This is a genomic window from Kocuria sp. UBA5001, from assembly GCF_002398425.1.
Taxonomy (GTDB): Bacteria; Actinomycetota; Actinomycetes; order Actinomycetales; family Micrococcaceae; genus Kocuria; species Kocuria salsicia.
Genome location: NZ_DGYR01000001.1, coordinates 73738 through 98325 on the forward strand (window position 1 = coordinate 73738; position 24588 = coordinate 98325).

Annotated in this window: 21 protein-coding genes and 1 tRNA gene; 2 read left to right on the forward strand and 20 right to left on the reverse strand. The window is 71.2% G+C overall.

Annotated elements, in window-relative coordinates; all coding sequences use genetic code 11:
- Window positions 1-2: 2 nt before the first annotated feature.
- The 4 genes from B3G12_RS00370 to B3G12_RS00385 all read right to left on the reverse strand — a co-directional run bounded on the left by B3G12_RS00370 (window position 3) and on the right by B3G12_RS00385 (window position 4082).
- Window positions 3-953 carry a DMT family transporter gene (locus B3G12_RS00370; RefSeq protein ID WP_290498543.1) on the reverse strand — a complete coding sequence of 317 codons (951 nt, stop codon included), beginning with the start codon at window positions 951-953 and terminating at the stop codon, window positions 3-5.
- A gap of 169 nt (window positions 954-1122) precedes the next feature.
- Complete coding sequence (locus tag B3G12_RS00375; RefSeq protein ID WP_144942284.1) at window positions 1123-1992, reverse strand: phage holin family protein; 870 nt, start codon at window positions 1990-1992, stop codon at window positions 1123-1125.
- A gap of 111 nt (window positions 1993-2103) precedes the next feature.
- Window positions 2104-2955, reverse strand: coding sequence for an ABC transporter ATP-binding protein (locus tag B3G12_RS00380; RefSeq protein WP_290498546.1), 852 nt, complete (start codon window positions 2953-2955; stop codon window positions 2104-2106).
- A 2-nt stretch (window positions 2956-2957) separates the two neighbouring features.
- Window positions 2958-4082, reverse strand: a complete 1125-nt coding sequence (locus B3G12_RS00385; RefSeq protein ID WP_290498548.1) for an ABC transporter permease — start codon at window positions 4080-4082, stop codon at window positions 2958-2960.
- A gap of 229 nt (window positions 4083-4311) precedes the next feature.
- Here B3G12_RS00385 and B3G12_RS00390 point away from each other — a divergent pair, with 229 nt between their 5' ends.
- Window positions 4312-5607, forward strand: coding sequence for a sensor histidine kinase (locus B3G12_RS00390; protein WP_145010465.1), 1296 nt, complete (start codon window positions 4312-4314; stop codon window positions 5605-5607).
- Window positions 5604-6227 (forward strand): response regulator, encoded by a 624-nt coding sequence (locus B3G12_RS00395; protein ID WP_145010468.1) that lies wholly within the window; start codon window positions 5604-5606, stop codon window positions 6225-6227. Before B3G12_RS00390 ends, B3G12_RS00395 begins: the two co-directional genes overlap by 4 nt.
- Here the strand turns inward: B3G12_RS00395 and B3G12_RS00400 are convergent.
- The 16 genes from B3G12_RS00400 to B3G12_RS00475 all read right to left on the reverse strand — a co-directional run.
- A complete protein-coding gene (locus B3G12_RS00400; RefSeq protein WP_290498550.1) occupies window positions 6220-6396 on the reverse strand; it encodes a hypothetical protein in 177 nt (58 codons plus the stop codon). The genes B3G12_RS00395 and B3G12_RS00400 overlap by 8 nt on opposite strands.
- 252 nt (window positions 6397-6648) lie before the next feature.
- Window positions 6649-7995: an alpha/beta fold hydrolase gene (locus B3G12_RS00405; protein WP_290498552.1), complete on the reverse strand. Its 1347-nt coding sequence runs from the start codon at window positions 7993-7995 to the stop codon at window positions 6649-6651.
- A 190-nt stretch (window positions 7996-8185) separates the two neighbouring features.
- Window positions 8186-9640: a sodium:solute symporter family protein gene (locus B3G12_RS00410; protein ID WP_290498554.1), complete on the reverse strand. Its 1455-nt coding sequence runs from the start codon at window positions 9638-9640 to the stop codon at window positions 8186-8188.
- Window positions 9637-10131, reverse strand: coding sequence for a hypothetical protein (locus tag B3G12_RS00415; protein WP_290498555.1), 495 nt, complete (start codon window positions 10129-10131; stop codon window positions 9637-9639). The genes B3G12_RS00410 and B3G12_RS00415 overlap by 4 nt, the downstream gene beginning before the upstream one ends.
- A complete protein-coding gene (locus tag B3G12_RS00420) occupies window positions 10124-11392 on the reverse strand; it encodes a M20 family metallopeptidase (protein WP_290498557.1) in 1269 nt (422 codons plus the stop codon). The genes B3G12_RS00415 and B3G12_RS00420 overlap by 8 nt, the downstream gene beginning before the upstream one ends.
- A gap of 120 nt (window positions 11393-11512) precedes the next feature.
- Window positions 11513-12733, reverse strand: coding sequence for an AI-2E family transporter (locus tag B3G12_RS00425; protein ID WP_144942291.1), 1221 nt, complete (start codon window positions 12731-12733; stop codon window positions 11513-11515).
- Between the two features lie 235 nt (window positions 12734-12968).
- Window positions 12969-13044, reverse strand: a tRNA-Asn gene (locus B3G12_RS00430).
- A 120-nt stretch (window positions 13045-13164) separates the two neighbouring features.
- Window positions 13165-15123, reverse strand: a complete 1959-nt coding sequence (gene dnaG, locus B3G12_RS00435) for a DNA primase (protein ID WP_144942292.1) — start codon at window positions 15121-15123, stop codon at window positions 13165-13167.
- 215 nt (window positions 15124-15338) lie between these two features.
- A complete protein-coding gene (locus B3G12_RS00440) occupies window positions 15339-16742 on the reverse strand; it encodes an MFS transporter (RefSeq protein ID WP_222128304.1) in 1404 nt (467 codons plus the stop codon).
- 216 nt (window positions 16743-16958) lie between these two features.
- Entirely contained in the window at window positions 16959-18278 is a 1320-nt protein-coding gene (locus B3G12_RS00445; protein ID WP_144942293.1) for a deoxyguanosinetriphosphate triphosphohydrolase, read from the reverse strand.
- A gap of 5 nt (window positions 18279-18283) precedes the next feature.
- Window positions 18284-19474 (reverse strand): tRNA dihydrouridine synthase DusB, encoded by a 1191-nt coding sequence (dusB, locus tag B3G12_RS00450; protein WP_144942294.1) that lies wholly within the window; start codon window positions 19472-19474, stop codon window positions 18284-18286.
- Entirely contained in the window at window positions 19455-20294 is an 840-nt protein-coding gene (locus B3G12_RS00455; protein WP_144942295.1) for a hypothetical protein, read from the reverse strand. Before B3G12_RS00455 ends, dusB begins: the two co-directional genes overlap by 20 nt.
- Window positions 20295-20399: 105 nt before the next feature.
- Window positions 20400-21764, reverse strand: coding sequence for a galactokinase (locus B3G12_RS00460; protein WP_244944764.1), 1365 nt, complete (start codon window positions 21762-21764; stop codon window positions 20400-20402).
- Between the two features lie 133 nt (window positions 21765-21897).
- Window positions 21898-22806 (reverse strand): MFS transporter, encoded by a 909-nt coding sequence (locus tag B3G12_RS00465; protein WP_290498565.1) that lies wholly within the window; start codon window positions 22804-22806, stop codon window positions 21898-21900.
- A gap of 50 nt (window positions 22807-22856) precedes the next feature.
- Window positions 22857-23822, reverse strand: coding sequence for a GNAT family N-acetyltransferase (locus tag B3G12_RS00470; protein ID WP_144942297.1), 966 nt, complete (start codon window positions 23820-23822; stop codon window positions 22857-22859).
- A 7-nt stretch (window positions 23823-23829) separates the two neighbouring features.
- The coding region (locus B3G12_RS00475; RefSeq protein ID WP_290498566.1) for a glycine--tRNA ligase at window positions 23830-24588 on the reverse strand (759 nt) is incomplete at its 5' end.

Here is a 24588-nt window from a genome sequence, read left to right on the forward strand (position 1 = left end):
AGTCATCGGTCGGGGCGCGCGACCTTCCGGGACGACGCCGCCTGCTGGCCGGTGCCGCCATCCTGCGTCCTCGAGCGGGCGCGTGCGGCCGCTCGGCGCTGGATGACCTCTGGGTGGAACCGGGAGAGCAGGACCACGCCGACTATAGCAACGACACCTGCAAGCCCCATGCCCGCGGCGAGCCACCCGGTGAGCACCTCTCCGGCCTCATCGAGGACGAGCAGCCCCAGGGCCACCCCCACCATGGGGTCCACCACGGTGAGCCCGGCGATCACGAGGTCCGGAGGCCCGCTCGAGTAGGCGCACTGCACCATCCAGCCGCCCAGAACGGCCGTGACCAGCAGCATCAGCACGGCCAGCCAGTTGGACGCCCCGAGCCCGCCCGCTGTGAGAGCGGTCATGCTCAGGCGCACGAGCACCGCCACGAACCCGTAGAGCACCCCGGCGCCGAGCACGTAGAACATGCTGATCCGGCGACGGCGAAACACCACCTCCGCGATGCCGAGCAGCACCACGAGACCGAGCAGCATGAGCACCACGGTGTTCTCCGCGGCCGCGCCCGGCCTGCGTGACGGGTCCGTGGCCGAGACGGCGCACGCGACGAATCCGGCGCCGCCGACCGTGCACAGCACCACGGCGAGCCAGGTTCGGCGGTTGATCGTGAGGTGCTGGTGGCGCGCGTGCAGCAGTGTCGTGATCGCCAGCGCGACCACACCGATGGGCTGCACCACGGTCACGGTGGCCAGCGTCAGCGCGGAGACGTTCAGCGCCATCCCCAGCCCCAGCAGGCCCGTGCCGAGCAGCCAGCGGCCGTTGCGCAGCAGGGCCCCCAGATTGCGGGGTCTCAGGGCCCCGGAGGTCTCGCCCCTGACGGCCGCCGACTGCGTCTGAGTGCCCACCGCGAGGCACACGGCGGAGGCGATCGCCAGCGCCACCGCGATCCACTGGCTCATCGTCCCGTCTTCTGCTGGTCCACGGACTCATCGTAGGGGCACCGCTGCCACCGCGCTCCGCACCTCATCCCGCCGGACTCCGGAGATGCCGCGGGCCGGGCCCTCCGAAGAGGACCCGGCCCGGTGCCTCGGGAAACAGCTCGACAGAGCCGCCCGTGGGCTGCTCGAACTACTTGCGCAGAAGCTTCCGCAGGAACACGAGGAACGCGGTTCCTGCCGCAGCGGCGACGGCCAGCGGCTGCCAGCGTTCGCTGAGCACGTCCGCCGCAGAGGTGGAGCCCTCCGCGCGCACGCCCTGCGTGCCGCCCTTGGAGGCGAACATGCTCTTCACGGAGGCCTGGGTGGCCTTCACGGTGCGCGAGGTGCGGTTGACGAAGCCCTTGGTGGCGGCCTGCACGGAGTCCGCGCGGTTCTGGGCGTCGTCGCGCAGGCTTTTGAGGTGCTCGCGGCGCAGCTTCAGGCGGGAGCGCAACTGCTCCTCGGTGGGCTTGACCGGCTTGACGCGGTTCGGATCGTTCGCGGCCTCCTCCTTCTCGCGCTGCTTCTTCTGCTCGGCCTCGTTGATCTCGCGCTGGACGCGGCCCTCGTTGTACGCGGAGCCCTCCTTGAGGACGCCGAGGTCGTAGCGCAGCCCGAAGATCGTCTTCTCCGGCACGAGCGGCATGGCGTTCTTGATCTTGGAGACACCGATCAGAGCCAGGACGGCGAGGACCACGATGAACACGACGGCGAGCAGCAGGGCCGCGAGCCACGCGGGCATCACGTGGGAGAGCCCGGCAATGGCCGCGCCGACCAAGGCGATCACCGCGAGACCCAGGAAGAGCAGGCCGACGACGACGAACGCAGCGCCCACACCCACCTTGATGCCCTTGTCCTTGAGCTCGAGGACGGCCAGCTGGGCCTCGTCCTTGAGCTGCTTGGGGAGCAGGCGCACGAAGACCTTGACGACGTCCGTGATGGGTGCCGCCCCCGGCCTCTTGGTGGTGCGGGTTCCTGTGGTGGGTGAGTGGCCGCTGTTGGGGCCCACTGCGTGGCTCATGCCGCCTCCGGTGAGTGCGTGGTGGTGGTGATGGAACGATCTGGTCTCAAACTACCATCCGCCCGGGAGGCCTCCGGCCCCGCCGGAGCCCGACACACGGGCCCCGTGCAGTCACCGCAGGCGGCCGTCCTCCATGGTCACGCACTCGTCGGCGAGCGGCACGAACTCGGTGTCGTGGGTGACCACGAGGGATGCGAGGGAGAACTCGTGGGTGAGGCTGGCGAGCAGCTCCATGATGCTGCGTGAGCGCTCCTGGTCCAGTGCCGCGGTGGGCTCGTCCACGAGCAGCAGCTGGGGGTCGTTCATGAGCGCCCGGGCAATGTTCACGCGCTGGCGCTGCCCGCCGGAGAGCTGGTGGGGGCGGCGGTCCCCACAGTCCGTCAGGCCCACCTGCTCGAGCAACTCGTCCGCGCGCTTCCCGGCGGCCTTCAGCTCCTTGCCGCGGGCCCCTGCGATGTGGGCGGCGAGCACGAGCTGCTCGCGCGACGTCAGGGCCGCCAGCAAGTTGGGCTGCTGGAAGACCATGCCGGTGTGCCCTCGGCGGATCCTCGCGAGCTCCTTCTCGGGCAGCTTCGTGAGGGACTCCCCCGCCACGGTGACGGTGCCGGAGGTCGGGCGGATCAGGGCGGCCGCCACGGCGAGCAGCGAGGACTTGCCGGAGCCCGAGGGCCCGATCAGCGCCGTCATCGTGCCGCGGTGCAGTGTCAGGTGCACGTGGTCCAGGGCGGTGACGGTGCGCGCAGTGCCGTCCGCGGCGGTGCCGTCCGGGTACTCGAGGCACACGTCGCGCACATCCAGCGCGGCGGCGTCGGCATCCGCGTGGCGGGTGCCGCAGGGGCCCCCATGACGGGACTCGAGCTCGTCGCCGGCGAGGTGCTCGGTCCGGTGGTCGTCCTGGCCCACGAACTCGGCGGGGCCGTGGGCATCGGCGCGGTGGCGGGGCTTGGTGTCGGAAGCGTGCATGGTCAGTTACCTCCCAGGGCAATCATCGGGTCGACGGTGGAAACGCGGCGCACCGCGAGCAGGGAGCCGAGCAGGCCCAGGACGAGCACACCCAGCACGGGCAGTCCCACGCTGGCCAGGCTCAGCTGGAACGACACGGCGGATCCCGCGAGCAGCCCACCCAGCAGTCCGAGTGCGCCGCCCACGAGCACGCCCAGCGTCAGGACCACGGCCGCCTGCACGATCGAGTCCCGCACCACGTAGCCACGGTCGGCACCCAGGGCGCGCAGCACCGCGATGTCACGGGTGCGCTGAATGGTCCACACGGTCAGGAAGGAGACCACGACCAGTGCAGAAATCCCGTACAGGAAGCCCTGCATCATCAGCAGCGAACCGCGCTCGGACTCATAGGCGGGAAGTGCTGCGAACGCCTCCTTGGTGCTCATGGCCACGGTGTCGGTGTCACCAGGCAGCTCCTGCGGGTAGTCCTGCGTGGTCAGGGCCAGCGCAGTGGCCTGCTCGTCACTCGTGGTGTGGGCCAACGCCGGGAAGTCGGCCATGCTCATCCACACCACCGGAACGTGGCTGTAGTACTCGTCCTCGACCACGCCGGTGGTCTTCAGGGCCTTGCCGCCCATGGAGACGGTGTCCCCCACGGAGACGTGCATGTCGTCGGCCAGAGTGCTGCTCAGCACCACCTGGCCCTCGTCCGGATGGGTTTGGCCGGAGGACGCCTTCAGGTCCGGGGCGAGCTTCGAGCTCGGCTCCAGGGCGATGGCGGCGGCCGCGGTGGTGCCCGCGCGCGACGTCGTGGTGCTCGCGTCCTGGGTCTCGGCACCGCTGCGGGCGCTGGTCTGGGTGATCCCCAGGCGCTCCACGCTGTCCTTGCCCACGCCGTCGCGCCACCTCTGCAGCTCGCCGTCCGTGATCTGCGACGTGGTGAACGAGGACGTGCCGGAATCCCCCGGGGGCGCGCTCAGCACGAGGCTCTGGGCAGCCAGGCGCTCGAGCGCTGACGTGTTCTGGTGACCGAGTCCGTTGGTCAGACCGGTCAGCAGGACCAGCAGCAGGGTGATGAGCGCCACGACCGTGGCGAGCAGCGCGAAGCGGCCCTTGGCGAAGGTGATGTCCCTCAGGGACAAGAACATGGGGTGGCTCCCGTGACGAAGGTGTGGTGGACAACTGCCTCCAGTCTCCGGCGGCGGCGGCACGCGGGGATCGCCACCCCGGTTGAAGGTCGGGGCGCGAGCGGTTGAACCGCGGATCAACCGTTCGGTTGATGTCCACCGGGTGGCCCGTGCGTACCATGACCATGGACTTCGGCTGCCCGTCCGGCACCCGTCGCCGTCCGCAGAGCACCGTCGAGGAAGGCACACCGTGCGCCACGAGCTGTCCACCCCCGTGCTGCTGCGCACCATGCGGGTCACGCTGCACGTGAGCTTCGCCGGGCTGCTCGCGCTCGCGCTCGTGCGCGCGCTGCTGAGCTGGCCACGGGGCCACACGGCCCCGCTGGTGACGCTGCTGTGCGGTGCGCTGGTGCTCGCCGCGTTCTACCTGGCGGGAACCATTGCGGAGAACCGCGTGGCGCGCGGCCGCGCGGGCCGCGCCACCATGCGCCTGGCACCGGCGTGGCTGTTCGTCGTCACCCTGCTGTGGGCGCTGCTCGCGCTGCAGAGCGCGGACTTCTCCTGGGTGGTCTTCCCCCTCTTCTTCCTCTACCCGGTGCTGCTGAGCCCCCCGGTGGCCCTGGTGTGCGTGGCGCTGCTCGTGGGTGTGGTGGGGGTTTCGCAGTACCTCCACACGCCCAGCGGGTCCTTCACCGCACCCATGGTGATCGGCCCGGCGATCGGTGCCGTGGTCGCGCTGCTCGTGAGCTACGGCTACCGCGCCCTCTATCGGGACGCCCAGCGCCACGTGCGGGTCATCCGTCAGCTCGAGTCCACACGCGAGGAGCTCGCACGCCAGGAGCGCGCGGCAGGTACCATGGCCGAGCGGGAGCGACTGTCCCGGGAGATCCACGACACGCTCGCCCAGGGGCTCACGTCCATCGTGCTGGTCTCCCGTGCGGGCCAGCAGTCCCTCGCGGACGGCCAGCAGGATGTCGCTGCCGCTCGCCTGGCCACCATCGAGGGAACCGCGGCCGCGAACCTCGCCGAGGCCCGCCGGTTCGTGCGGGACCTCGCCTCCCCCGCCCTGGACGAGTCCCTGCCCGGTGCGCTCTCGGAGGTCTGCCACCGCACCGAGGAGGGCGCGCGTGCCGCGGGCACCGGGCTCACGTGCGAGTTCTCGGTGCAGGGCGAGCTCCCCGAGCTCACGGGTCCCCAGCGGACCCTGTTCATCCGTGCGGCACAGTCCACCCTGGCGAACGTGACCTCCCACGCGCACGCCTCCCGCGCGGTGGTCACGCTCGCGGGGTGGGAGGACGCCGTGACCCTGGACGTCGTGGACGACGGCGTGGGCTTCGACCCCCGCGCAGCGGCTCGCCGGGGGCGCGACGACTCCTACGGCCTCTCCCACCTCCGACGCCGCACGGAGGAGCTGGGCGCCGAGCTGACGGTGGAGTCCGAACCGCACGGCGGCACCGTGGTGAACGTGCGGCTGCCGCTCGCGGACGCGGCGTCGTCGTTGCCCGCACCGCCCCACCACACCCCCGGAGACAGGAGTCCCTCATGACCACCCAGGTGCTGCTGGTGGACGACCACCCCGTGGTGCGCGCCGGGTTGCGCGCCGTGCTCGAGTCCCTCGGGGACATCACCGTGTGTGCGGAGGCGCAGGACGGGCGCGGCGCGCTGGACGTGCTCGCGCGCCCGGCGCACGGGGTGGACGTGGTGGTCATGGACCTGCAGATGGGGCAGGGCATGGGCGGGCTGGAGGCCACCCGGCGGATCGTCGCGTCCGGTGGACCGCCCGTGCTGATCCTGACCACGTACGACACCCAGGCGGACGTCGTCGCTGCCCTCGAGGCCGGCGCCACCGGCTACCTGCTCAAGGACGCCCAGCCCGCGACCATCGGGCAGGCGGTGCACGACGCCGCGGCGGGGCGTCCGGTGCTTTCGCCGTCAGTGACCGCCCACCTGGTGAGCCGCGTGCGCGCGCCAGGGGCCACCCTGAGCGCGCGCGAGATCGACATCCTCCGCGGGCTCGCCACGGGCGCGTCCAACCGGGCGCTGGCGAAGTCCCTTTTCATCTCCGAGGCCACTGTGAAGACGCACCTGGTGCACATCTACGACAAGCTCGGCGTGGACAACCGCACCGCAGCGGTCAGCCGCGCTCGGGAGGAGCACGTCATCTGAGACCCTGACCGGGCACCGAGCCGCCCCAGTGAACGCAGTACCAGGGCAGCCGCTGGGCCTGCCCCCGGGAGACCAGGCGGTGCGGCGTGTAGTCGGTGACGGGCGGCACGTGTTCGAACCCTGAGCGGACCACCCCGGCGTAGCGGTGGCCGGTGTCGGGGTAGACCATGAGAACGCAACGATCTTCGCTGGACCGCTGCTGGACGGCCCCACAGGTCCCCCACCGCCAGCCCATGAGCATTGAGCTCGCGCCGCCGTGCCGTGACCGCCCAGGACGTTCGATGACGCCGTGAACGGCACGAGCCCCAGGGCTGCGGCCCCCCGCAGGGGCCAAATCCGCACGACGATCCCGCCGTCGCTCAGGCCCCGCTGGTGAGAGCTGCCCAGACGTACCGAGCGGTGTCCGCGGGTGGCCCGGGGGTCAGCGAGCGGCCTCGGCGATCAGCTCGGCGGTGCAACGGGGCTGGTCAAGCATCACGAAGTGGCCGCTGCGGGACACCACCACGCGGCGCACGGAGGTCTCCTGCGCAAGCCGGGCGGCCTGGGCCAGGACGTGGCGAGCCCACCGGCTGAGCCCCGGGCGGGGTACGCGGCCGTTGGCGGCCACGACCGTGAGGGGCACCCCGGATTCCAGGGGCATGCGACCGCGCAGTTCGCGGAGCCGGTTCATGCAGGCCACGTAGCCCGCGAGGTCGCGCAGCGAGGCCAGCAGGATGTTCGAGGAGGAGCCCTCGGCGCGCAGTCCGCCCATCGCCCGCGCCACGCCCCGCCGTCCTGGAACTAGCGCCACCGAGACGGCGGGCCCCACCAGTTGCCAGAGCACCCGCACGAACGTGGATCGAACCGCGGGGTGGGTGCCGTGACGGAAGCGGCCAGCGGCGCGGGCCCCGTCGTGCGCCCAGTCCGCGCCCTCGGCCTCGGGGACAGAGCCGTCCAGGAACACCAGGGACCCCAGCCTGCCGGGATGGAGGCGGGCCGCCGCCTCCACGACCGCCGCGCCGAAGGAGTGGCCCACTGCCGTCACCGGGCCAGTGGCTCCCAGCGCGGTGAGGACCGCGAGCAGTCGGGCCGCCTCGGTATCGAGGGTCGGGAGTGTCTCGGAGACCTGCTGGCCCGGCGCGTATCCGGGGCGGTCCAGCACGATCACACGGTGCTCCCCTCGCAGCAGCTCGACCACGGGGGCCCAGTCCCACAGCACGGAGGCCACGCCCGAGCAGCACGCAACAACGGGTCCGGAGCCGATGTCCAGCACGCGGGTCGGCTCGCCCATGACGACGAGCTCCCGCAGGTGCTCCCGCCACAGCGCTCCCGTGGGGGTGCCCATGCCGGGGTCGTTTCGAGCGACGTCCGCACCCGTTCGACCACGGGAAGACCGGACACGGCAACGAGCCACACGACGATCACCACCATCGACGCCCGCTGCGTGATCCCCTCGGTGGGGATCCTGGTGATCAGCACGTCGATCCCGGACAGCGAAGCGCCCACGACGCCGCGGGGTCGGGGCGGCCTTCGGTGCACCGAGGCCGTCTGGCAGCCCGCGCCGTGGTGTGCGGGCCCGAGAGTGGGACAGAACGGCCATCATGATCAGCAGCATCCCGAAGATCCCGTCCGTGGTGCGCGGCATCGTGCCCGCGGGGTGGTCCGCCACGACGTACTCCGAGGCGTAGGACGTCCACGGATGCAGCTGCGGGTTCAGCAGCGGGGCTACGAGCCACGTCAAGTACAGCAGCGCCACCACCAGACTGAGGCGACGGGACGCGAGGGTCATGGAGCCGAATCACCCACCTGTCGTCGTGGAACTGCACGAGCGCAGCACCGCTCACTTTAGTAGGGCACTGCGCGGGCTCGAGTGCTCGGGGGCGTGGCAGGCCTCGCAGCGGTGGTGGAGGAGAGCGCCCCTCCGCCCAGTGCGGTTGCACCGTTCGGAGGGGCGGCTCGCAGGCCGCCGCTTCCAGAACTCAGGCGCGCAGCAGCTCCCGCTCCTCTTCGGAGCGCACCGGGGCCCGCTGCCCGGTGCGCACGCGGCGGAACGCCTCGCACAGGGCGACCACAGCGATGTTGGCGGCCAGCCCGATGATGCCCTCGCTGATGGCCCACGGAAGGTGCCACCAGAACGTGTAGCCGATCACCAGCGCGAGTCCCGTCAGCGCACCGGCCAGGATGGACGACGCCGCGATCCGGCGCCGCAGCAGCAGGGCCGCCGCGATGGCCGGGGCCAGCTGGTCCATGCCGGAGAACGTGAGCAGGAGCAGGTTGGCCAGCAGGTCCGGCATGGCCACGGCCAGTCCGAGAGCCGCGGCGGTGGCGACCACCACCGTGACCTGCGTCGTGGCGAACTGCGCCTTCTCCGTGCGGGCGCGGATCAGGTTGCGGGACACCAGGGTGCCGGTGGCGATCAGCAGGGACGCGGAGGGCACCATGGCGGTGGCGATGCCAGCCACCGCCAGCACACCCATCAGCCACCCCGGGAACACCCCGGAGGCCAGCGTCAGCAGGGAGCTGTCCGGGTCCGCGCCGGTGCCCAGGACCACCAGAGCCACGTAGCCCACCACCAGGGGCATCACGATCAGCGTGTTGTAGAACGGCAGGAACAGGTAGTTGCGACGCAGCACGGTGGAGCTGCGGGCGGAGAGCACAGGCGGCCAGTCGTTGGGCATGGTGATGAAGGCGCACCCGATGGCGCTGATGGCCATGTTGGACACGTACCACGGAATGCCGTATTCCCCCGTGCCGTGCACCGAGAGCTTCTGCGGCATCTGCTCCTGCACAGTGTGGAACACGTTCGTGAAACCGCCCGTGTAGTGGATCGGCACGGATACGCACACCACGAACAGCATGAGGATCATCAGCACGTCCTTGAAGTACGCGGTGGTGGCCACCCCGCGCAGCCCGGACCACAGGACGAAGGCCACCACCAGCACGAAGGCGATCACCATGGACCAGTTGCCCAGGGAGGCGTTGCCGGTCACGAGCTCCACGATCAGTCCCAGCCCGGTGATCTGCAGCTGCAGGTACGGCAGCAGGAACACGACGCCGGCCACGGCCACCAGGATGCCCAGGAACCGGGAGTTGTAGACGTCCTGGAGGAAGTCCGCCTGGGTGAGGTGCCCGCGGGCTCGGGCCAGGCGCCAGATCTTGGGGCCGATGAAGTACATGGCGATGTAGCCCAGGGGCACGTAAGGCATGGAGTAGAAGGACGCCGCTCCGCCGGAGACCACCAGGCCCGCGGTGCCCAGGAACGTGAAGGTGGTGAAGACCTCCCCGGCCTGGAGCAGCCACGTGGTGGTGGTGCCGAAGTTGTGCCCGCCCACGGTCCACTCGGCGAGGTCCCGGTCCGGGCTGCGCCGGCCCATGAAGCCCAGCGCCGCGATGAGGAGGATGCCTCCCAGAGTGACGACGACAATGGTGCTCACGGGGTCTCTTCGGGGCCGCTGGGTGCGGGGTGCGTGCCGGTCGCGGCCAGCGGGTCCCTGGTGCCGGAGTCGGCGCGGGCGGCCGCGCGGCGCTCGTCCCCCACCCGGGAGGCCAGCAGGTCCAGGACCTCCTCGCGGTCCTGGTCCGTGCGCGTGAACTCCACGATGCACAGGAACAGGCAGATCAGCAGGCTGCACGGGATGCAGGTCCACCACATGATCACGGGGATGCCCAGGATCAGGTGGGGTCCGTTCAGCGGGGACAGCCACTGCAGGACGAAGGCGGCCAGGAACGGGAACAGGCACACCGCCCACCACAGCGCCCTGCGCCCGGCGGGGATGCTCTGGCGGCGCGGCACGATGGTCTGCGCCGCTGTGGGCGTGGACTCCCGCGCCCGGTCAGCGAGGCTCCGGTTGCTCTCCGGGGCCGCACCGCCGGGCGACGACGCCGCGGGGCCCGGGGTGCTGCCGTGGGTGTGGGGATCAGTCACGGGACGCCAGCTCCTCCGCGGTACGGGCCAGGCGTTCGCGCTGGGCGGGGTCCGCGGCCATGTCCGCGGCGGTCCAGGCCAGGCTCAGACCGCCCTCCCACATCGCGGTATCTGCCGCGGGCAGCGCGCAGTAGCGCTCGAACTCGGGTTCGTGGCACGTGGCACCCCCGGCCTCCACCAGGATGGTGGGGTGGATCGCGGGGATCCGCAGCGAGACGTTGGCCATGTCCGTGGAGCCGGCCAGGCGGCGTCGTCGGCTCATGGGCGCATCCGTGAACGCCCGGCCGAGGGACTCGGCGTTGGCCCGGTACGCGGCGACCATGGGGTCGTCGTTGCGGAACTCGGAGAACGCGGGCCAGTCATCGTGGACCTCCAGCGTGCAGCCGGTGGCCAGGGCACCGGCCTCGAAGCAGCGCAGCAGTCGTTCCTTGGCGCCGCCGGGGCCCTCGAGCTCGGCGAGGGTGTCCGCGCGGGCGTCGTAGGCAAGGCGCGCGCGGTGCGGGACCACATTGGGGGCGTCCCCTGCACTGCGCACGATGCCATGCACCAGCTCACCGGGCTGCAGGTGCTGGCGCAGCAGCCCGATGGCCACCTGCGCCACGGTGGCGGCGTCCCCCGCGTTGACGCCCTGGTGTGGCGCCTCGGCGGAGTGGGCGGGCTTGCCCGTGTACTCGATCTCCAGGTCCACGACAGCTCGCGTCACGTGGTCCGCGTTCTCCTCCTCGCCCGGGTGCAGCATCATGGCCGCGTGGACGCCGTCGAAGACCCCCTGGTTCAGCATGAGGACCTTGCCGCCGCCGTACTCCTCGGCGGGGGTGCCGAAGACCTTCACGGTGAGGTCCAGCTCGTCCGCGACCGGGGCCAGGCTGATCCCCGCCAGCACGCCTGAGGCGGCAATGATGTTGTGTCCGCACGCGTGCCCCACGCCGGGCAGCGCGTCCATCTCCGCGCAGATGCCGACGACGAACGGTCCCGTCCCGTAGGACGCCACGAACGCTGTGTCCAGGTTCGCCACCCCGGTCTCCACACTGAAACCGTGCCGTTCCAGGACCGTGGTGAGCTTCGCGGCAGTGCGAGTCTCTTCGAAGGCGATCTCCGGGTCCGCGTGCACCGCGTGGCTCAGGTCCACGACGTCGTCGAGCACCTGCTCCGCGGCCTCCCGGATGCGCTGCTGACCTGCGGGGGAACGATACCCACTCCCTCGGCCGGGGTCTGTTCCGTCACGGTGATCCTCCTCCACTACCTGTGATGCGGGTCTCAACACTAGGGGGTGGGGAAATTCCGGGCATCTTCACAGGCGAGCGGTTCACCAGGTGAGATGAGTGGGGTGATCGCGCGCCCCGGCGCGCGGCCATGCGGTGGGAGGGACGACGGTGCTGGGTCAGGCCCGCACGGCCGGTGCCGCCTCGTCATCCTCTGCGGGCAACTTGCCCGGGGCGCCGTCGCGCATGTCCCGGAAGGTCTTGAAGCTGGCCCAGACCACCGCTGTGAGGGGAACCGCCAGCAGCGCGCCGGCCACCCCGCCCTCGTGTGCGCCGATGGCCAGGGCCGCGATGATCACGATGCCGTGCAGGCCCAGTGCGGTGCCCATGACCTTGGGCTGGAGGATGTGGTGCTCGACCTGGTTCACGAGGATCACCACGACGACCAGCACGATCGAGGCGACCGGCCCGGCCGCCACCAGCGCCACCAGTGCGGCCGCCAGCCCGGTGACCAGGGCTCCGACGATGGGGATGAAGGCGCCCAGGAAGATCAGGGCAGCCAGGGGGAAGGCCAGCGGCACCCGCATGACGAGCATCGTGATCAGGTCGCACACAGCTGCGAAAGCCGCGATGACCACGGTGCCCCGGATGTACCTGCCCAGCACGTGCACGGAGGCGCGCCCGGCCTGGTTGGCCCGCTCCCTCAGCCGCTCCGGCAGGAACCCCACCAGGAAACCGGCCATGCGTTCTCCGTCCAGCAGGAAGAAGAACAGCATCACAATCATCAGCAGCGCACCGGTGAGGATCTCCGTGACCACGGAGACACCGGACAGTGCGCTGGACTCTGCACCACTGTTCTTGAGGAACTCGGTGGCCTGGGTGAAGTACTCGTTCAGGTGGGTGCTGTCCAGCGGGATGCCCCAGCCGGTGAGGATCTCCACCAGCTTGTTCACGCCCTCCTGGGTCTTCTGCGCGAGGTCGGACCACTCGTTGCGCACCGTCAGCGCGATGCCGAACAGCACGGCGCCCAGTCCCACCAGGATGCCCAGCAGACCGGTGATCGCCGACCAGATGCGGTTGAAACCGGCCCGCCTACGGAGGAACCGCATGATCGGGTGCATGGCCGACGCGATGATGACGGCCAGGAGCAGCGGCAGCACCACGATCTTCAGCGTTGCGGCCAGCCACACGACCAGCCCGATCGCCACTGCCAGGATCAGCGTCTGCAGCGCCCGGATGGCGGACCGGCCGTAGGGGTCGTGCCACATCTGCCGCGGCGTGGGAGCGGGGGCCGGTGCCTGCGGCGCTGGGGACTGTGGTTCCGGGCTCTGCTGCACGGCGGTGGCGCCGCGTCCGGAGGCGGCGGCCTGTGGTGAAGAGGTTGACTCGAAGTCGGTCATCGCGGAAGTCCTTGGGCCAGGAGATCAGGGGTGGTGTGACGGCGCAGGATCCGTTGCATATGACCGGAACCTCCCGCGGTCGCGCACTCACACCCTAGACGCGGGAGGTCGGACGCACACCACCGCTCCGTCACAGGGCCACGAGGCCACAGGGGATCTGGCACGGCCGAACCGGTCCGGGCGGAAGAGGGCACGAAAAAGGCCCCCTCCCCTTCCGGGTAGGAGGCCTCCGTGGTGGCTCCCCCGACTGGACTCGAACCAGTAACCCTTCGATTAACAGTCGAATGCTCTGCCAATTGAGCTACGGGGGAACGTGCACGTTTCCGCGCGACGAGACGATACTCTACCTCCCGTGGCGGGCATCCTCAACTTGTCTGAGCGCCCGGGCCTCAGGGCAGCGCCCCTCCCCGCCGCTGCCGAGATGCCGAGGCTCACACCCCCATAAGACTGCGACGCTGCAGCTCCAGTTCGAGCAGCTCGCGGTTGAGCTGCTGGTAGAGGTCCGGCTCGCGCTGGGCGTTGAGCCGGTTGAGGTGCGCGAGCTTGTCCGACTTCTCCCGGTTGATGTGCATCTCCACGAGCGAGGTGAGCACCCCCACGGCGTAGTTGCGCATCTGCTGCTCCGTGGCCGCCGGCAACGGTGTGACCGACAGCTGTGCCAGGTAGCCGTGCAGCTGATCGGGCAGGTGGCTGCGGACGGCTTCCAGCCAGACCCTTCCGCCCTGGACCTGCTCGCCGATCTCCGAGCGGGCAGTGACAAGGGCGTCGTGCATGACCTGGTGCACGCGGTACGTCATGCCCGCGGACTCGAAGTGCCCCCAGTAGGTCGTGGGCACGAGGTCCGGGACTTGCAGCACCACTTCCAGTGCCTCCCGCTCCATGCGGGACACCGGCTCCCGGGGATCCGGCAGCTCCACGGGCCGCGAACCCCGATCGTCGTCGGACCCGGAACCGGGTGCCACGTCGCCCGGCCGTGCGCGGCCGTCCTGCGGGGAGGCACCGGCGAGGCGGCTGGGTTCCTGGCCGCGCTGCCCGGAGCGGGCGCCGTCGTTGCCGGGACCACTGCGCTGCGCCGACGCCGCGGCCACTGCCCGCATCACCTCGTCCGTCTCGATGCCGAGCCAGCCCGAGAGCTCCCGCGCGTACGCCGGGCGGAGGGAGGGATCGCGGATCTGCGCGACGATGGGTGCGCACGCGCGCATGGCACGCAGTCGCCCCTCGAGGCTGTTGACGTCGTACTCCTTGATGGTGGCCCTCAGCGCAAACTCGAACAGCGGGGTGCGGGTGTCAACGAGGTCGCGGACGGCCACGTCCCCGCGCGCCAGGCGCAGGTCGCACGGGTCCATGCCGTTCGGCTCCACAGCCACGTAGGTCTGGGCCACGAACCGCTGGTCCTCCTGGAACGCGCGCAGCGCGGCCTTCTGCCCGGCGGCGTCGCCGTCGAACGTGAAGACCACCTCGCCACCCGCGGAGTCGTCCGAGAGGAAGCGGCGCACGATCTTGATGTGCTCCGCCCCGAACGCCGTCCCGCACGTGGCGACCGCCGTGGTGACCCCGGCCAGGTGGCAGGCCATGACGTCCGTGTAGCCCTCCACCACCACCACCTGCTTGGACTTGGCGATGGGCCGTTTGGCCAGGTCGATGCCGTAGAGCACCTGGGACTTCTTGTAGAGCTGCGTCTCCGGGGTGTTGAGGTACTTGGGCCCCTGGTCGTCCTCGTAGAGCTTGCGCGCGCCGAAGCCGATGACCTCCCCGGCCACCGCGCGGATGGGCCAGATCAGCCGGCCGCGGAAACGGTCGTAGAGCCCGCGGTTGCCCTCGGAGAACATGCCGGTGAGCTTGAGTTCCTGGTCCGTGAAGCCGTGGTTGCGCAGGTGCTGCAGCAGGTGGGACCAGCCCTGCGGCGCGTAGCCCACGCCGTACGTGCGGGCGGCCTCCTGGTCGAAGCCCCGCTCCCCCAGGAACTTCTGGGCCGCGGCGGCCTGGCGTGTGTAGAGGTTGCGCTGGAAGAACTCGGCGGCCACCTTGTGGGCGTCCAGCAGGCGCTGGCGACGGCCGACTTCCTCGCGGTTGGGCGCCCCACCCTGCTCGTAGTGCAGCTCGTAGCCAATGCGCGCGGCCAGCCGCTCCACGGTCTCCGTGAAGGGGGTGTGGTCCATCTCCATGAGGAACGCGATCACGTCCCCGGACTCGTCGCAGCCGAAGCAGTGGTACGTGCCCATCTGCGGGCGGACGTGGAAGGACGGCGAGCGCTCGTCGTGGAACGGGCACAGCCCCTTGTACGATCCGATGCCCGCGGGCTTGAGCGTCACGTACTGCTCGACGACCTCGCGGATGTCCGTGCGCGCCCGTACCTCGTCGATGTCTTCGCGCTTGATCAGTCCGGCCACTGGGCCAGTTTAGGCACCCCGTCAAACCGGCCGAGCACCGCGCCCGCGGCATGTGCAGACCGCCCCGCACGGGGCGTCAGGGCAGCGATCCGAGCGTCGTCTCCGGTGAGGACGACGACGCCCCCCCTGCCCGGTCGCCCTTGCGCGCCCCGCCTGCGAAGGTCGGAGGCCGGCAGCATCCGTGAGCGGCGGCGAGGCCACCCGCGCGGGCCCTCTCAGGAACCGGATGCCGGCACGTCGTCCGCGCGCGGCGCTCCCCGTTCCGGTGCGCCGCGATCCGGTGTGACCCGGTCCGGCGCCCCCACGGTCTTCGACCCGAGCATTGCCACCCCGCCGAGGGCGCCCACCGCCGCGAAGGCGAAGAACCCCCACGGGTAGGCCAGCCCGGCGCCCAGCAGCGATCCTCCGAGGATGGGTCCGCTGATGGCTCCCAGCCGCCCCACCCCGGCAGACATCCCGAGCGCCGTCGCCCGGACCTGCGGCGGGTGGTTGGCCGCGGTGAACGCGTAGACGAGGACCTGCGAGGAGAACACGAAGCAGCCGGTGAGGAAGACCATCACGTAGATCCCGGCCAGCGGCAGGCTGATGACCAGCGCGGCGAGCAGCACGGCGGAGGCTGCGAACCACAGGATGCTCGCCACGCGCGGCGTGATCCGGTCCGCCACGCGGCCGCCGATCCACAGCCCCACCACGGCACCCACGTTGAGGATCACCAGGAAACCGAGGGAGTTGCCGAGGTCGTAGTCCGCCGCTCGCATGATCTGCGGCAGCCACGTGTTCAACCCGTACACCAGCAGCAGGCCCATGAAGGATGCGATCCAGATGACCACCGAGTTGCGGGCGTAGGTGCCGGAGAGCAGCAGTGCGGCGCCCTTCTTCTCGGCCTGCTGTGCGTGCACGGAGGACGACACCGGGGGGTCGCTGTGGACGGCCCCCGCACCGTGGGCGGTGGGCAGCTCCAGGTGGATGCCGTAGTGGTCTGCGACCCGGCGGGCGTCCTGGTAACGGCCCTGTGAGGCGAGGTACGACGGCGACTCGGGCAGGAAGACGAGCATGAGCGGCACGAGGACCAGCGCTGGCAGCGCGCCGACGACGAACATGGCGTGCCACGAGAGGTGCCCCAGCACCCAGATGGCGAGCGCCGCCGTGAGCACGGCACCCACGTGGTAGCCAGTCATCATCACGGTCGTGGCGTTGGATCCACGACCGGGACGGGAGAACTCCGTGACCATGGAGATGCCCGTGGGCAGGCAGCCCCCGAGGCCGAGGCCGGCCAGGAAACGCAGTACGCCGAAGGCGAGGATCGTGGGCGCGAAGGCCGCGGCAAAGGTGAGCACCGAGAACACGATCACCGCTCCGATGAGCAGCTTGCGCCGGCCCCAGCGGTCCGTGAGGTACCCCATGCCGAGCGCACCCAGCATCATTCCGAACAGCCCGGCGGTGGCCACCACGGTGCCCTGACCGGTCGTCATTGACCACTCCGGATCGGCCAGGAGGCTGGGCATCACGGCACCGAGGACCACGGCGTCGAAGCCGTCGAGCAGCACCGCGACCCAGCACAGGGGTGCGACCCAGGCCGGAGATCTCAGGACGACGCCGCGGGAGGCTGTGGGAGGCACGGAACGCACGGGATTCACTTCCGGTGGGGTGAGGGGGCAGTGAGCGAAGAACACCGTGATCCTAATCTCAGGTGCGTATGGTCCACATCACTGGCTCCGTTGAACGGAATCCCCGCGAGCGCGGAACGATTCCGGTCCCCGTCCTGCTCCCGCACCGGCCTCAGGACGCACCGCGACAGGCGCCGCACGGTCGGGCCCGCACCCAGCGCCCTGCCCTCACCAGAGCGGCTTGTCCCCCGTGCGCCAGTTGGTGCCGCGAATCCTGTCGTGCAGCGCCACGGCGGAGTGGTCCGTGAGACACGCGATCTGGTCCACGACGAGCCGCAGCCGCGCGGCCTCCACCCCCGGGCCGTCGCTCAGCGCGCGCCAGTCCGCCGCGAAGTCGGGCGCGAGGAACCGCCCGTCGGTCTCCATGAGGGCCCCCACCAGGATGGTGAGGATCTCGTGCTGGTTGTCGTAGAGAGGCATCGCGTCCCGCACGGTCATCACGAACGCGGTGGCGATCCCCTTGAGAACGGCGATCTCCAGCTCCGTCTCCCACGGCACCACGAGGGACGCCCGGTAGCGGGTCAGTGGCTCATCTCCCGCGACCTCCCGCGTGGCCTCCACCGCGGACATCGCGAAGCGCCCGATCAGCTGGCTCGTCATGTTCTTCAGCCGGGCGAGGTCCCCGCGGGTGCCGTCCATGCGCGGCACCCAGGCGGAGGTGGCCTCCAAACGGGCGAGCGCGGCATCGAGCTCGGATCCTGTGGCGGTGGGCACGTACCAGCTGCGCGCGCACTCGACCACCCGGGCGCGCTGACGCTGATCCGCGAGCGCCTCGAGCTGCAGGGCATGGGCGGCCACGGCGTCCTCGACGTCGTGCACGCTGTAGGAGATGTCGTCCGCGAGGTCCATGACCTGAGCCTCCAGACACTTGCGGCCCTCCACCGCGCCCTCGCGGAACCACTCGAACACGGGAAGGTCGTCCTCGTACGCGCCGAACTTCCGGTTGGGCCGCCCGTCCGCGCGAGGCGGGGCATCCGTGGCGGACCACGGGTACTTGCACGTGGCGTCCAGCGTGGCCCGCGTGAGGTTCAGTCCCGCGGGCTCCCCTGTGGGAGTCATGATCTTGGGCTCCAGCCGAACGAGCAGCCGCAGCGTCTGCGCGTTGCCCTCGAAACCGCCGATCTCCCGTGTCAGCTGCGCGAGCACCGTCTCGCCGTTGTGCCCGAAGGGCGGGTGCCCGAGGTCGTGGGACAGGCACGCGGCGTCGACGACGTCCGGGTCGCAGCCCAGCGCCTTGCCCAGTTCGCGCCCGATCTGCGCGACCTCCAGGGAGTGGGTCAGCCTGTTGCGCACGAAGTCGTCGCTCTGCGGCGCCACCACCTGCGTCTTCGCGGCGAGCCGGCGCAGCGCGGAGCTGTGGAGCACGCGGGCGCGGTCCCGCTCGAAGTGGCTGCGGTGCCGGTTGTGGTGGTCCTCGGTGACGAAGCGCTCGACGTCCGAGGGCTCGTAACCGGGGGCCAGGATGCCCAGACGGTCCGGGGTGTGCACGGTGCTCAGCCTCCCGAGACGTCGAGCTCGGCGGCCGACAGGCCCAGGCGCTCGGCGTCGCCCAGGATGCGCGAGTCCAGCCAGCCGTCCGGCAGGTGCGGCTTCTTGGGCGAGCCGGCACGGCCGCGGGGCCCCTCGACGTCCGCCCCCGGGTAGGGCTGGTCCAGGTCCAGCTGGTCCAGCAGCTCGCGCAGCGCGGCGAGGGTGGGCACCTGCGCCATCTTCGCGCGAAGCTCCCCTCCCACCGGATAGCCCTTGAAGTACCAGGACACGTGCTTGCGGATCTCGCGGCAGCCCTTGGCCTCGTCCCCGAACTCCTCGGTGAGCAGCTCCGCGTGGCGGTACACGGTGTCCGCGACCTTCCGCACGCCCGGCCGGTAGCGGCGGGGGCTGCCCTCGAACGCGGCCTGCAGGTCCCCAAAGAGCCACGGCCGCCCCTGGCAGCCACGCCCTACGACGACGCCGTCCACCCCCGTGTGCTCGACCATCCGCACCGCGTCCTCCGCGGAGAAGATGTCCCCGTTGCCGAGCACGGGAATGTCCGGCAGTGCCTCGCGCAGGCGGGCGATGGCGTCCCAGTTCGCGGTGCCCGAGTAGTGCTGCTCCATCGTGCGTCCGTGCAGCGCGACGGCAGCCACGCCCTCGTCGCGGGCCATGCGTCCGGCGTCCAGGTAGGTCTGGTGCTCGTCGTCGATGCCGATGCGCATCTTTACGGTCACGGGGATGTCCGCCGCGGAGGCCTCGCGCACGGCGGCGCCCACAATGGCCCGGAAAAGGTCCGTCTTCCACGGCAGGGCGGAGCCGCCACCGCGCTTGGTGACCTTGGGGACGGGGCAGCCGAAGTTGAGGTCGATGTGGTCCGCGCGGTCCTCCTGCGCAACCATCCGCACGGCCTTGCCCACGTTCACGGCGTCCACCCCGTAGATCTGGATGGAGCGCGGGGTCTCGTCCGGGTCGTGGTGGATGATCCGCAGGGATTCCGGCCTGCGCTCCACCAGGGCACGTGCGGTGACCATCTCGGTCACGTACAGCCCCCCACCGTACTCGCGGCACAGCTTTCGGAAGGACTTGTTGGTCACCCCGGCCATGGGGGCCAGCACCACGGGGACGTCCACGGTGAGGGGTCCCAGGTGCAGCGGCTTCAGGTTCAGCACGGCCGGTTCACGGTCCGTGGTCTCAGTGGTCTCGGTGTTCATCGCCCGCCATTGTCTCACTCCCGGGTGCGACCCCGGCCCCGATCTGCTCGATGCGCACCGCCAGCTTGAACACCCGGATCTGCTCGTCGCGGCGACCCAACGTCTTGCACACCCGCCCGAGCTCCCGCAGGCACGCCACCCACTCGTCCGTGTGGACCTCCGGATCCGGCAGCGAGGAGTACAGCGAGGACGCGCTCGTGAGCGCGTGCGCCGCCTCGGGCCAGGCCATGTCCGCAGCGGCCAGGTGCGCCAGGCCCTGCCAGCACAGAATCTGCCCGGCCACGTCCCGGCGCCGCTCGCAGCCCGCAAGCACGGTCTCGTAGTGCTCCGCGGCCAGCCGACGCCGTCCCGCCGCCTGTGCCGCCGTGGCCAGGTGGGAGGTCCAGCGCAGGTCCTCGCGCGTGACGAACACCGGGCCGTCTGCCTCCCCGGCGGGCCGCGCGGGATCCACCACCCCCGCGGCGTCGGCCCCCTCCTGAAACACGCGGTACGCGTCCCACGGACGGGCCTGCGCGAGCAGCACGTCCCCAAGTTCCTCCAGGCAGCGCACCCGCCCGCCCACGGTGCGAGCGCTGCGCGGCGCACGGCGGTACTGCACCGCCCCGATCCGGTAGTGGTGCTCGGCGGCCGCGAGGTTCCCGGCGTCGCGCTCCAGGTCTCCCAACGACGACGCCGCGTCGCCGGCCTGGCACCACGCCTCGCCCAGGCGCGCGGTCCGCAGCGCGTCCGAGAACGCCTCCCGGGCTCCGGGGACGTCCCCGCGCTGCACGGCGGCGGTGCCCCGTTTGAGGCGACGGGCGGAGGTCTGTGCTGCGAACACTGGGGGCTCCCGGTCTGAGACGGTCGGAGGGGACGGGTGAAGAACACGGGCGGTGGAGAATCCGGGCGGGTGGCAGAGCGAGTCTGCCGGGCAGGGGCTGTGTGCTCAGAGGATCCGGCGGCCGGCAGGGGACGGCTGCAGGGTCAGAAAAAGAGGATCGCGGAAACCGCGCTCGGCAAAGGTGGAGCACACGGAGCGCGCCAGGGAGTCAACGGCGTGCACCGGGGCGAGTGCCAGCACGGAGCCGCCGAAGCCACCGCCCACCACCTTGGCACCCAGGGCGCCAGCGTCGACGCACGCGGCCACGGCGGCGTCGAGCTCCGGGACGGAGACCTGGCAGTCCAGTCGCATGGACTCGTGGCCGGCCACGAGCAGGCGGCCCACGAGCGACCAGTCCGCGTCCGGCGTCGCGAGCTCGTCCGCAATCCGCACGGAGCGGACCATCTCGGTGAGCGAGTGCCGCAGCCGCAGCCGCACGCCCTCGGGGTCGCCGTCCAGGGGCGCACCGTCCGCGAGGACGGCGTCGAAGCGGGCGAGCGCCGCGGCGGCGTCGTCCTCCGAGGGGTGCTCCGGCAGCGCGTCCCGCAGCCGGCCCACGCCGAGGACCGCGGCGGCCGCCTCGCACTCGGCGCGGCGGGAGCTGTACTGCCCGTCCGCGAGCCGGTGGGGTGCGCGGGTGTCCACCGCGAGCCAGGTGAGTCCGGCGGCGGCGGGCTCCGCGGGCAGGCTCGCCACGTCGAAGTCCCGGCAGTCCAGCGCCAGTGTCTCCCCCGCATGCGAGCGCAGGGACGCCGTCTGGTCCAGACCGCCCGTGTTGGCGCCCACGATGTAGTTCTCCGCGTCCATGCACGCGCGGGCCAGGGCGCGGCGCGGGGCCTCGTCCGGATCGTCGTTGCCCGTGCTCAGCGAGAACAGGGCGAGGGCCACGGAGCACTCGAGCGCCGCGGAGGACGCAAGGCCAGCACCGATCGGCACGGTGGAGTCCACCATGAGGTCCGCCCCGAAGCCGGGGGCCAGTGCGAGCTCGGGAACCGCGACGGGGTGGGCCGAACGGCCTGTGGCCACGCGGTCCATGCCCCACGCCACGCCGGCCGCATAGCCGAACCAGCCGCCGACGGAGCCGGGGGCCACGTCCGCCACGCGCACCTCGCGCAGCCGCTCGTCCGCCACGGACTCGTCTGCGTCCTGCAGCGAGCGCGCGCGCAGCAGCCCGTCCGTGCGCGGAGCCGCGGCTGTGAGAGTGACGTACTGGTGGGCGAAGGGCAGGCACGTGCCGCCGGAGAAGTCGGTGTACTCGCCCATGAGGTTCGCCCGCCCCGGTGCCGCCCACACGCCCACCGGGGGGCGTCCGAAGGCCTGTTCGAAGTGTTCCCCCAGCGCCCGGGCCCGCCGTGCGACGTCCGGCTGGGCCACCCACTGCGGGCAGTCGCCCTCCTCCGGGACGGTGGCGACGCTGAGTTCACAGGACACGGACGGGTTCCTCCTGGTGCGGGCGGACGGGGACGGACGGCAGTGGCGCACCGTGCCGTCTCAGCGGGCAGCCCACTGCCGGGCAGGGTACGGCCCGGGTGGGGTGCGCGAGACCCCATTGTCCACTACACGCTCACACCGCGCGAAAGTGCTGTCCGAGTTCTTCCAGACTCCGGTCCCTGGTCTCCGGAACCACCCGGTGCACCCACACCAGGGCCACGAGCTGCAGTGCCACGAAAACCAGCACCGTCCACCCCACGCCCAGGGCGTTCGTGAGCGGCGGGAGCATCAGCCCCACCACGAAGGTCATCATCCACAGCAGCCACGCGCACACGCCCATGCCCACGCGCCGCAGCAGCACCATGGACAGCGCCACCGCCGCGACCCCACGAGGCCGGGGGACGATGTTCGCGTAGAACGCACCGTTGCCTCCGAATCCGGAGTCCTGGAGCACGCTCACCCCGTAGTGCTGGACGGCGTTGATGCCGGAGATCTGGTTGATCACGGCCATGGACAAACCCAGCACGAAGACCCTGCGGATCCACGGGATGCGCACCAGGTCCAGCAGCCCGGCGCATGGCCGGTCACGATCCCGGTCTCCGTCCCGCGCGGCGAGCTCCAGGACCTGCTCGGCCTCCCGTGGACTGTAGGCGTCTTCTCGGATCCGGTGCAGCGCCCGGCGCGCCTCCTCGGCCCGCCCCTGTCCGGCCAGCCAGCGCGGGGACTCCGGGACCACGGTCATCCCGATCCACAGCGCCAGGGCGGGAACGGTGGCGAGCACGAGCATGTAGCGCCACACGTGCGCAACGTGGCCGAAGGCCGTCGCCAGCCCCGCGTTGAACACGAACGCGAGCGCCTGCCCACCCACGAGCATCAGCTCGTTCTGGGCCACCAGTCGCCCGCGCAGGTGGACGGGGGCAAGCTCCGCGAGAAACACCGGGACGACGACGGACGAGGCACCCACCGCGAGTCCCAGCACTGCCCGTGCGGCCACCAGGACCGGGATGGACGGTGCGGCCGCGCAGCCGATCGTGGCGAGCACGAACACGACGGGAGGGCTGCAACGTTCAACGGATCGGCTGGGGCCGGTCCTCAGTCGAGGACAAGTGTCTCCGTCTCCGTGATCACGCGGGCCACCCCGGCGTCCAGGAGGTTGTCCACCACGGCCACGAGTGGGCCCATGGCGTCGTCCACCTCGACCTCCACCGGGTAGTCGCTCACGAGCAGCGCAAGCAGCTTCTCCAGCGCGGCACCCGTCTGCGCCTCCGTGGCACCGGCGGCGCCGGGCACGTACCCGAGCAGCACATCCGCGATCTCGTTGGGCTGCGGCTCGTCGTGCGGGTTGGCCGGGTCGAACGGGCGGTAGCTCACGGCGAAGGCCGCGATCTGGCCCCGCTCATCCTCCGGCGAGATGCCGCGGCGCAGCACAACGGCCCCGTAGGCCCCGGCGGTGTCCGAGAGGAACTGCTTGTTGACGGCGCCGATGCTCACATCCCCCACCGGGTCCCACTCGTGGACCGCTCGGTAGAACGCCTCGACGGCGCGTGTGAGCTCCACGGAGCCCGTGGCCAGGTCCTCCACGGACTCGGTGGCCGCGCCTTCCGGGGTGCTGTCCAGCGTGGGCAGCGGCAGGGCACCGGCGTCCACGCGGACCACCCGCGAGCGCATGGCGCCCGTGAAGCCCAGTGAGCGGGCGAAGCCCTCCCCCGTGGACTCGGGTGCCACCCGGGTGCGCAGGGCGCTGACGTCCACCCCGCCGGCGGCGGCAGCGGCCCGCAACCGGGACACCAGTTCCCGGCCGATGCCCTCACGCCGGTGGTCCGGGGCCACCTCGACGGACAGCCACAGCCGCTGCGGGTGCCACGCGGAGGCGTAGCAGACCCCGGCGGCGACCGGGACGCCGTCGTCGGTGGCCACGAGCGTGACGGAGAACCCGCTCTGGTCCTGCGCACCCAGCCGGGCGCGGAACGCCTGGACCGGTGCGGACTCGGCGTCCGGCCACAGTTCGAGCAGGCGCAGGTCGTCGTCCTCGCGCCAGGGGCGGTAGTCGATGCTCATGCGGTTCCTACTTCTCCAGGCGCTCGGCCAGGTACTGCTGCACGCGGTCCAGACCCACGCGCTCCTGGGTCATCTCATCACGCGAGCGGATGGTCACCGCCTGGTCCTCGAGGGTGTCGAAGTCCACGGTGATGCAGAACGGCGTGCCGATCTCGTCCTGGCGGCGGTAGCGGCGCCCGATCGCCCCCGCGTCGTCGTAGTCGATGTTCCAGCGGCGGCGCAGCTCGGCGTCCAGATTCTGGGCGGCGGGGCGCAGATCCTCCTTCTTGGACAGCGGCAGCACCGCGGCCTTCACCGGCGCCAGGCGCGGGTCCAGGCGCAGCACGGTGCGGGTGTCCACGCCGCCCTTGGTGTTCGGCGCCTCGTCCTCGAGGTAGGCGTCCACCAGGAACGCCATCATGGAGCGGGTCAGCCCGAAGGACGGCTCGATCACGTACGGGGTGTAGCGCTCGCCGGAGGCCTGGTCGAAGTACTGCATCTTGGTGCCGGAGGCCTCGGTGTGGTTGCTGAGGTCGAAGTCCGTGCGGTTCGCCACGCCCATCAGCTCACCCCACTCGGAGCCCTGGAAGCCGAAGCGGTACTCGATGTCGATCGTGCCGTCCGAGTAGTGCGCGCGGTCGTCCGCCGGGACGTCGTAGCGGCGCATGTTGTCCGGGTTCACGCCCAGGTCCACGAACCAGTCCCAGCACGCCTCGACCCACTCGTCGAAGTACTTCTTCGCCTCGTCCGGGTGGATGAAGTACTCGATCTCCATCTGCTCGAACTC

Bases quoted from the DNA above. Each gene is read 5' to 3' on its own strand.
- B3G12_RS00370 (WP_290498543.1), bottom strand. From the start codon at position 953: ATGAGCCAGTGGATCGCGGTGGCGCTGGCGATCGCCTCCGCCGTGTGC.
- B3G12_RS00375 (WP_144942284.1), bottom strand. From the start codon at position 1,992: ATGAGCCACGCAGTGGGCCCCAACAGCGGCCACTCACCCACCACAGGA.
- B3G12_RS00380 (WP_290498546.1), bottom strand. From the start codon at position 2,955: ATGCACGCTTCCGACACCAAGCCCCGCCACCGCGCCGATGCCCACGGC.
- B3G12_RS00385 (WP_290498548.1), bottom strand. From the start codon at position 4,082: ATGTTCTTGTCCCTGAGGGACATCACCTTCGCCAAGGGCCGCTTCGCG.
- B3G12_RS00395 (WP_145010468.1), top strand. From the start codon at position 5,604: ATGACCACCCAGGTGCTGCTGGTGGACGACCACCCCGTGGTGCGCGCC.
- B3G12_RS00400 (WP_290498550.1), bottom strand. From the start codon at position 6,396: ATGGTCTACCCCGACACCGGCCACCGCTACGCCGGGGTGGTCCGCTCA.
- B3G12_RS00405 (WP_290498552.1), bottom strand. From the start codon at position 7,995: ATGACCCTCGCGTCCCGTCGCCTCAGTCTGGTGGTGGCGCTGCTGTAC.
- B3G12_RS00425 (WP_144942291.1), bottom strand. From the start codon at position 12,733: ATGACCGACTTCGAGTCAACCTCTTCACCACAGGCCGCCGCCTCCGGA.
- dusB (WP_144942294.1), bottom strand. From the start codon at position 19,474: ATGAACACCGAGACCACTGAGACCACGGACCGTGAACCGGCCGTGCTG.
- B3G12_RS00470 (WP_144942297.1), bottom strand. From the start codon at position 23,822: ATGAGCATCGACTACCGCCCCTGGCGCGAGGACGACGACCTGCGCCTG.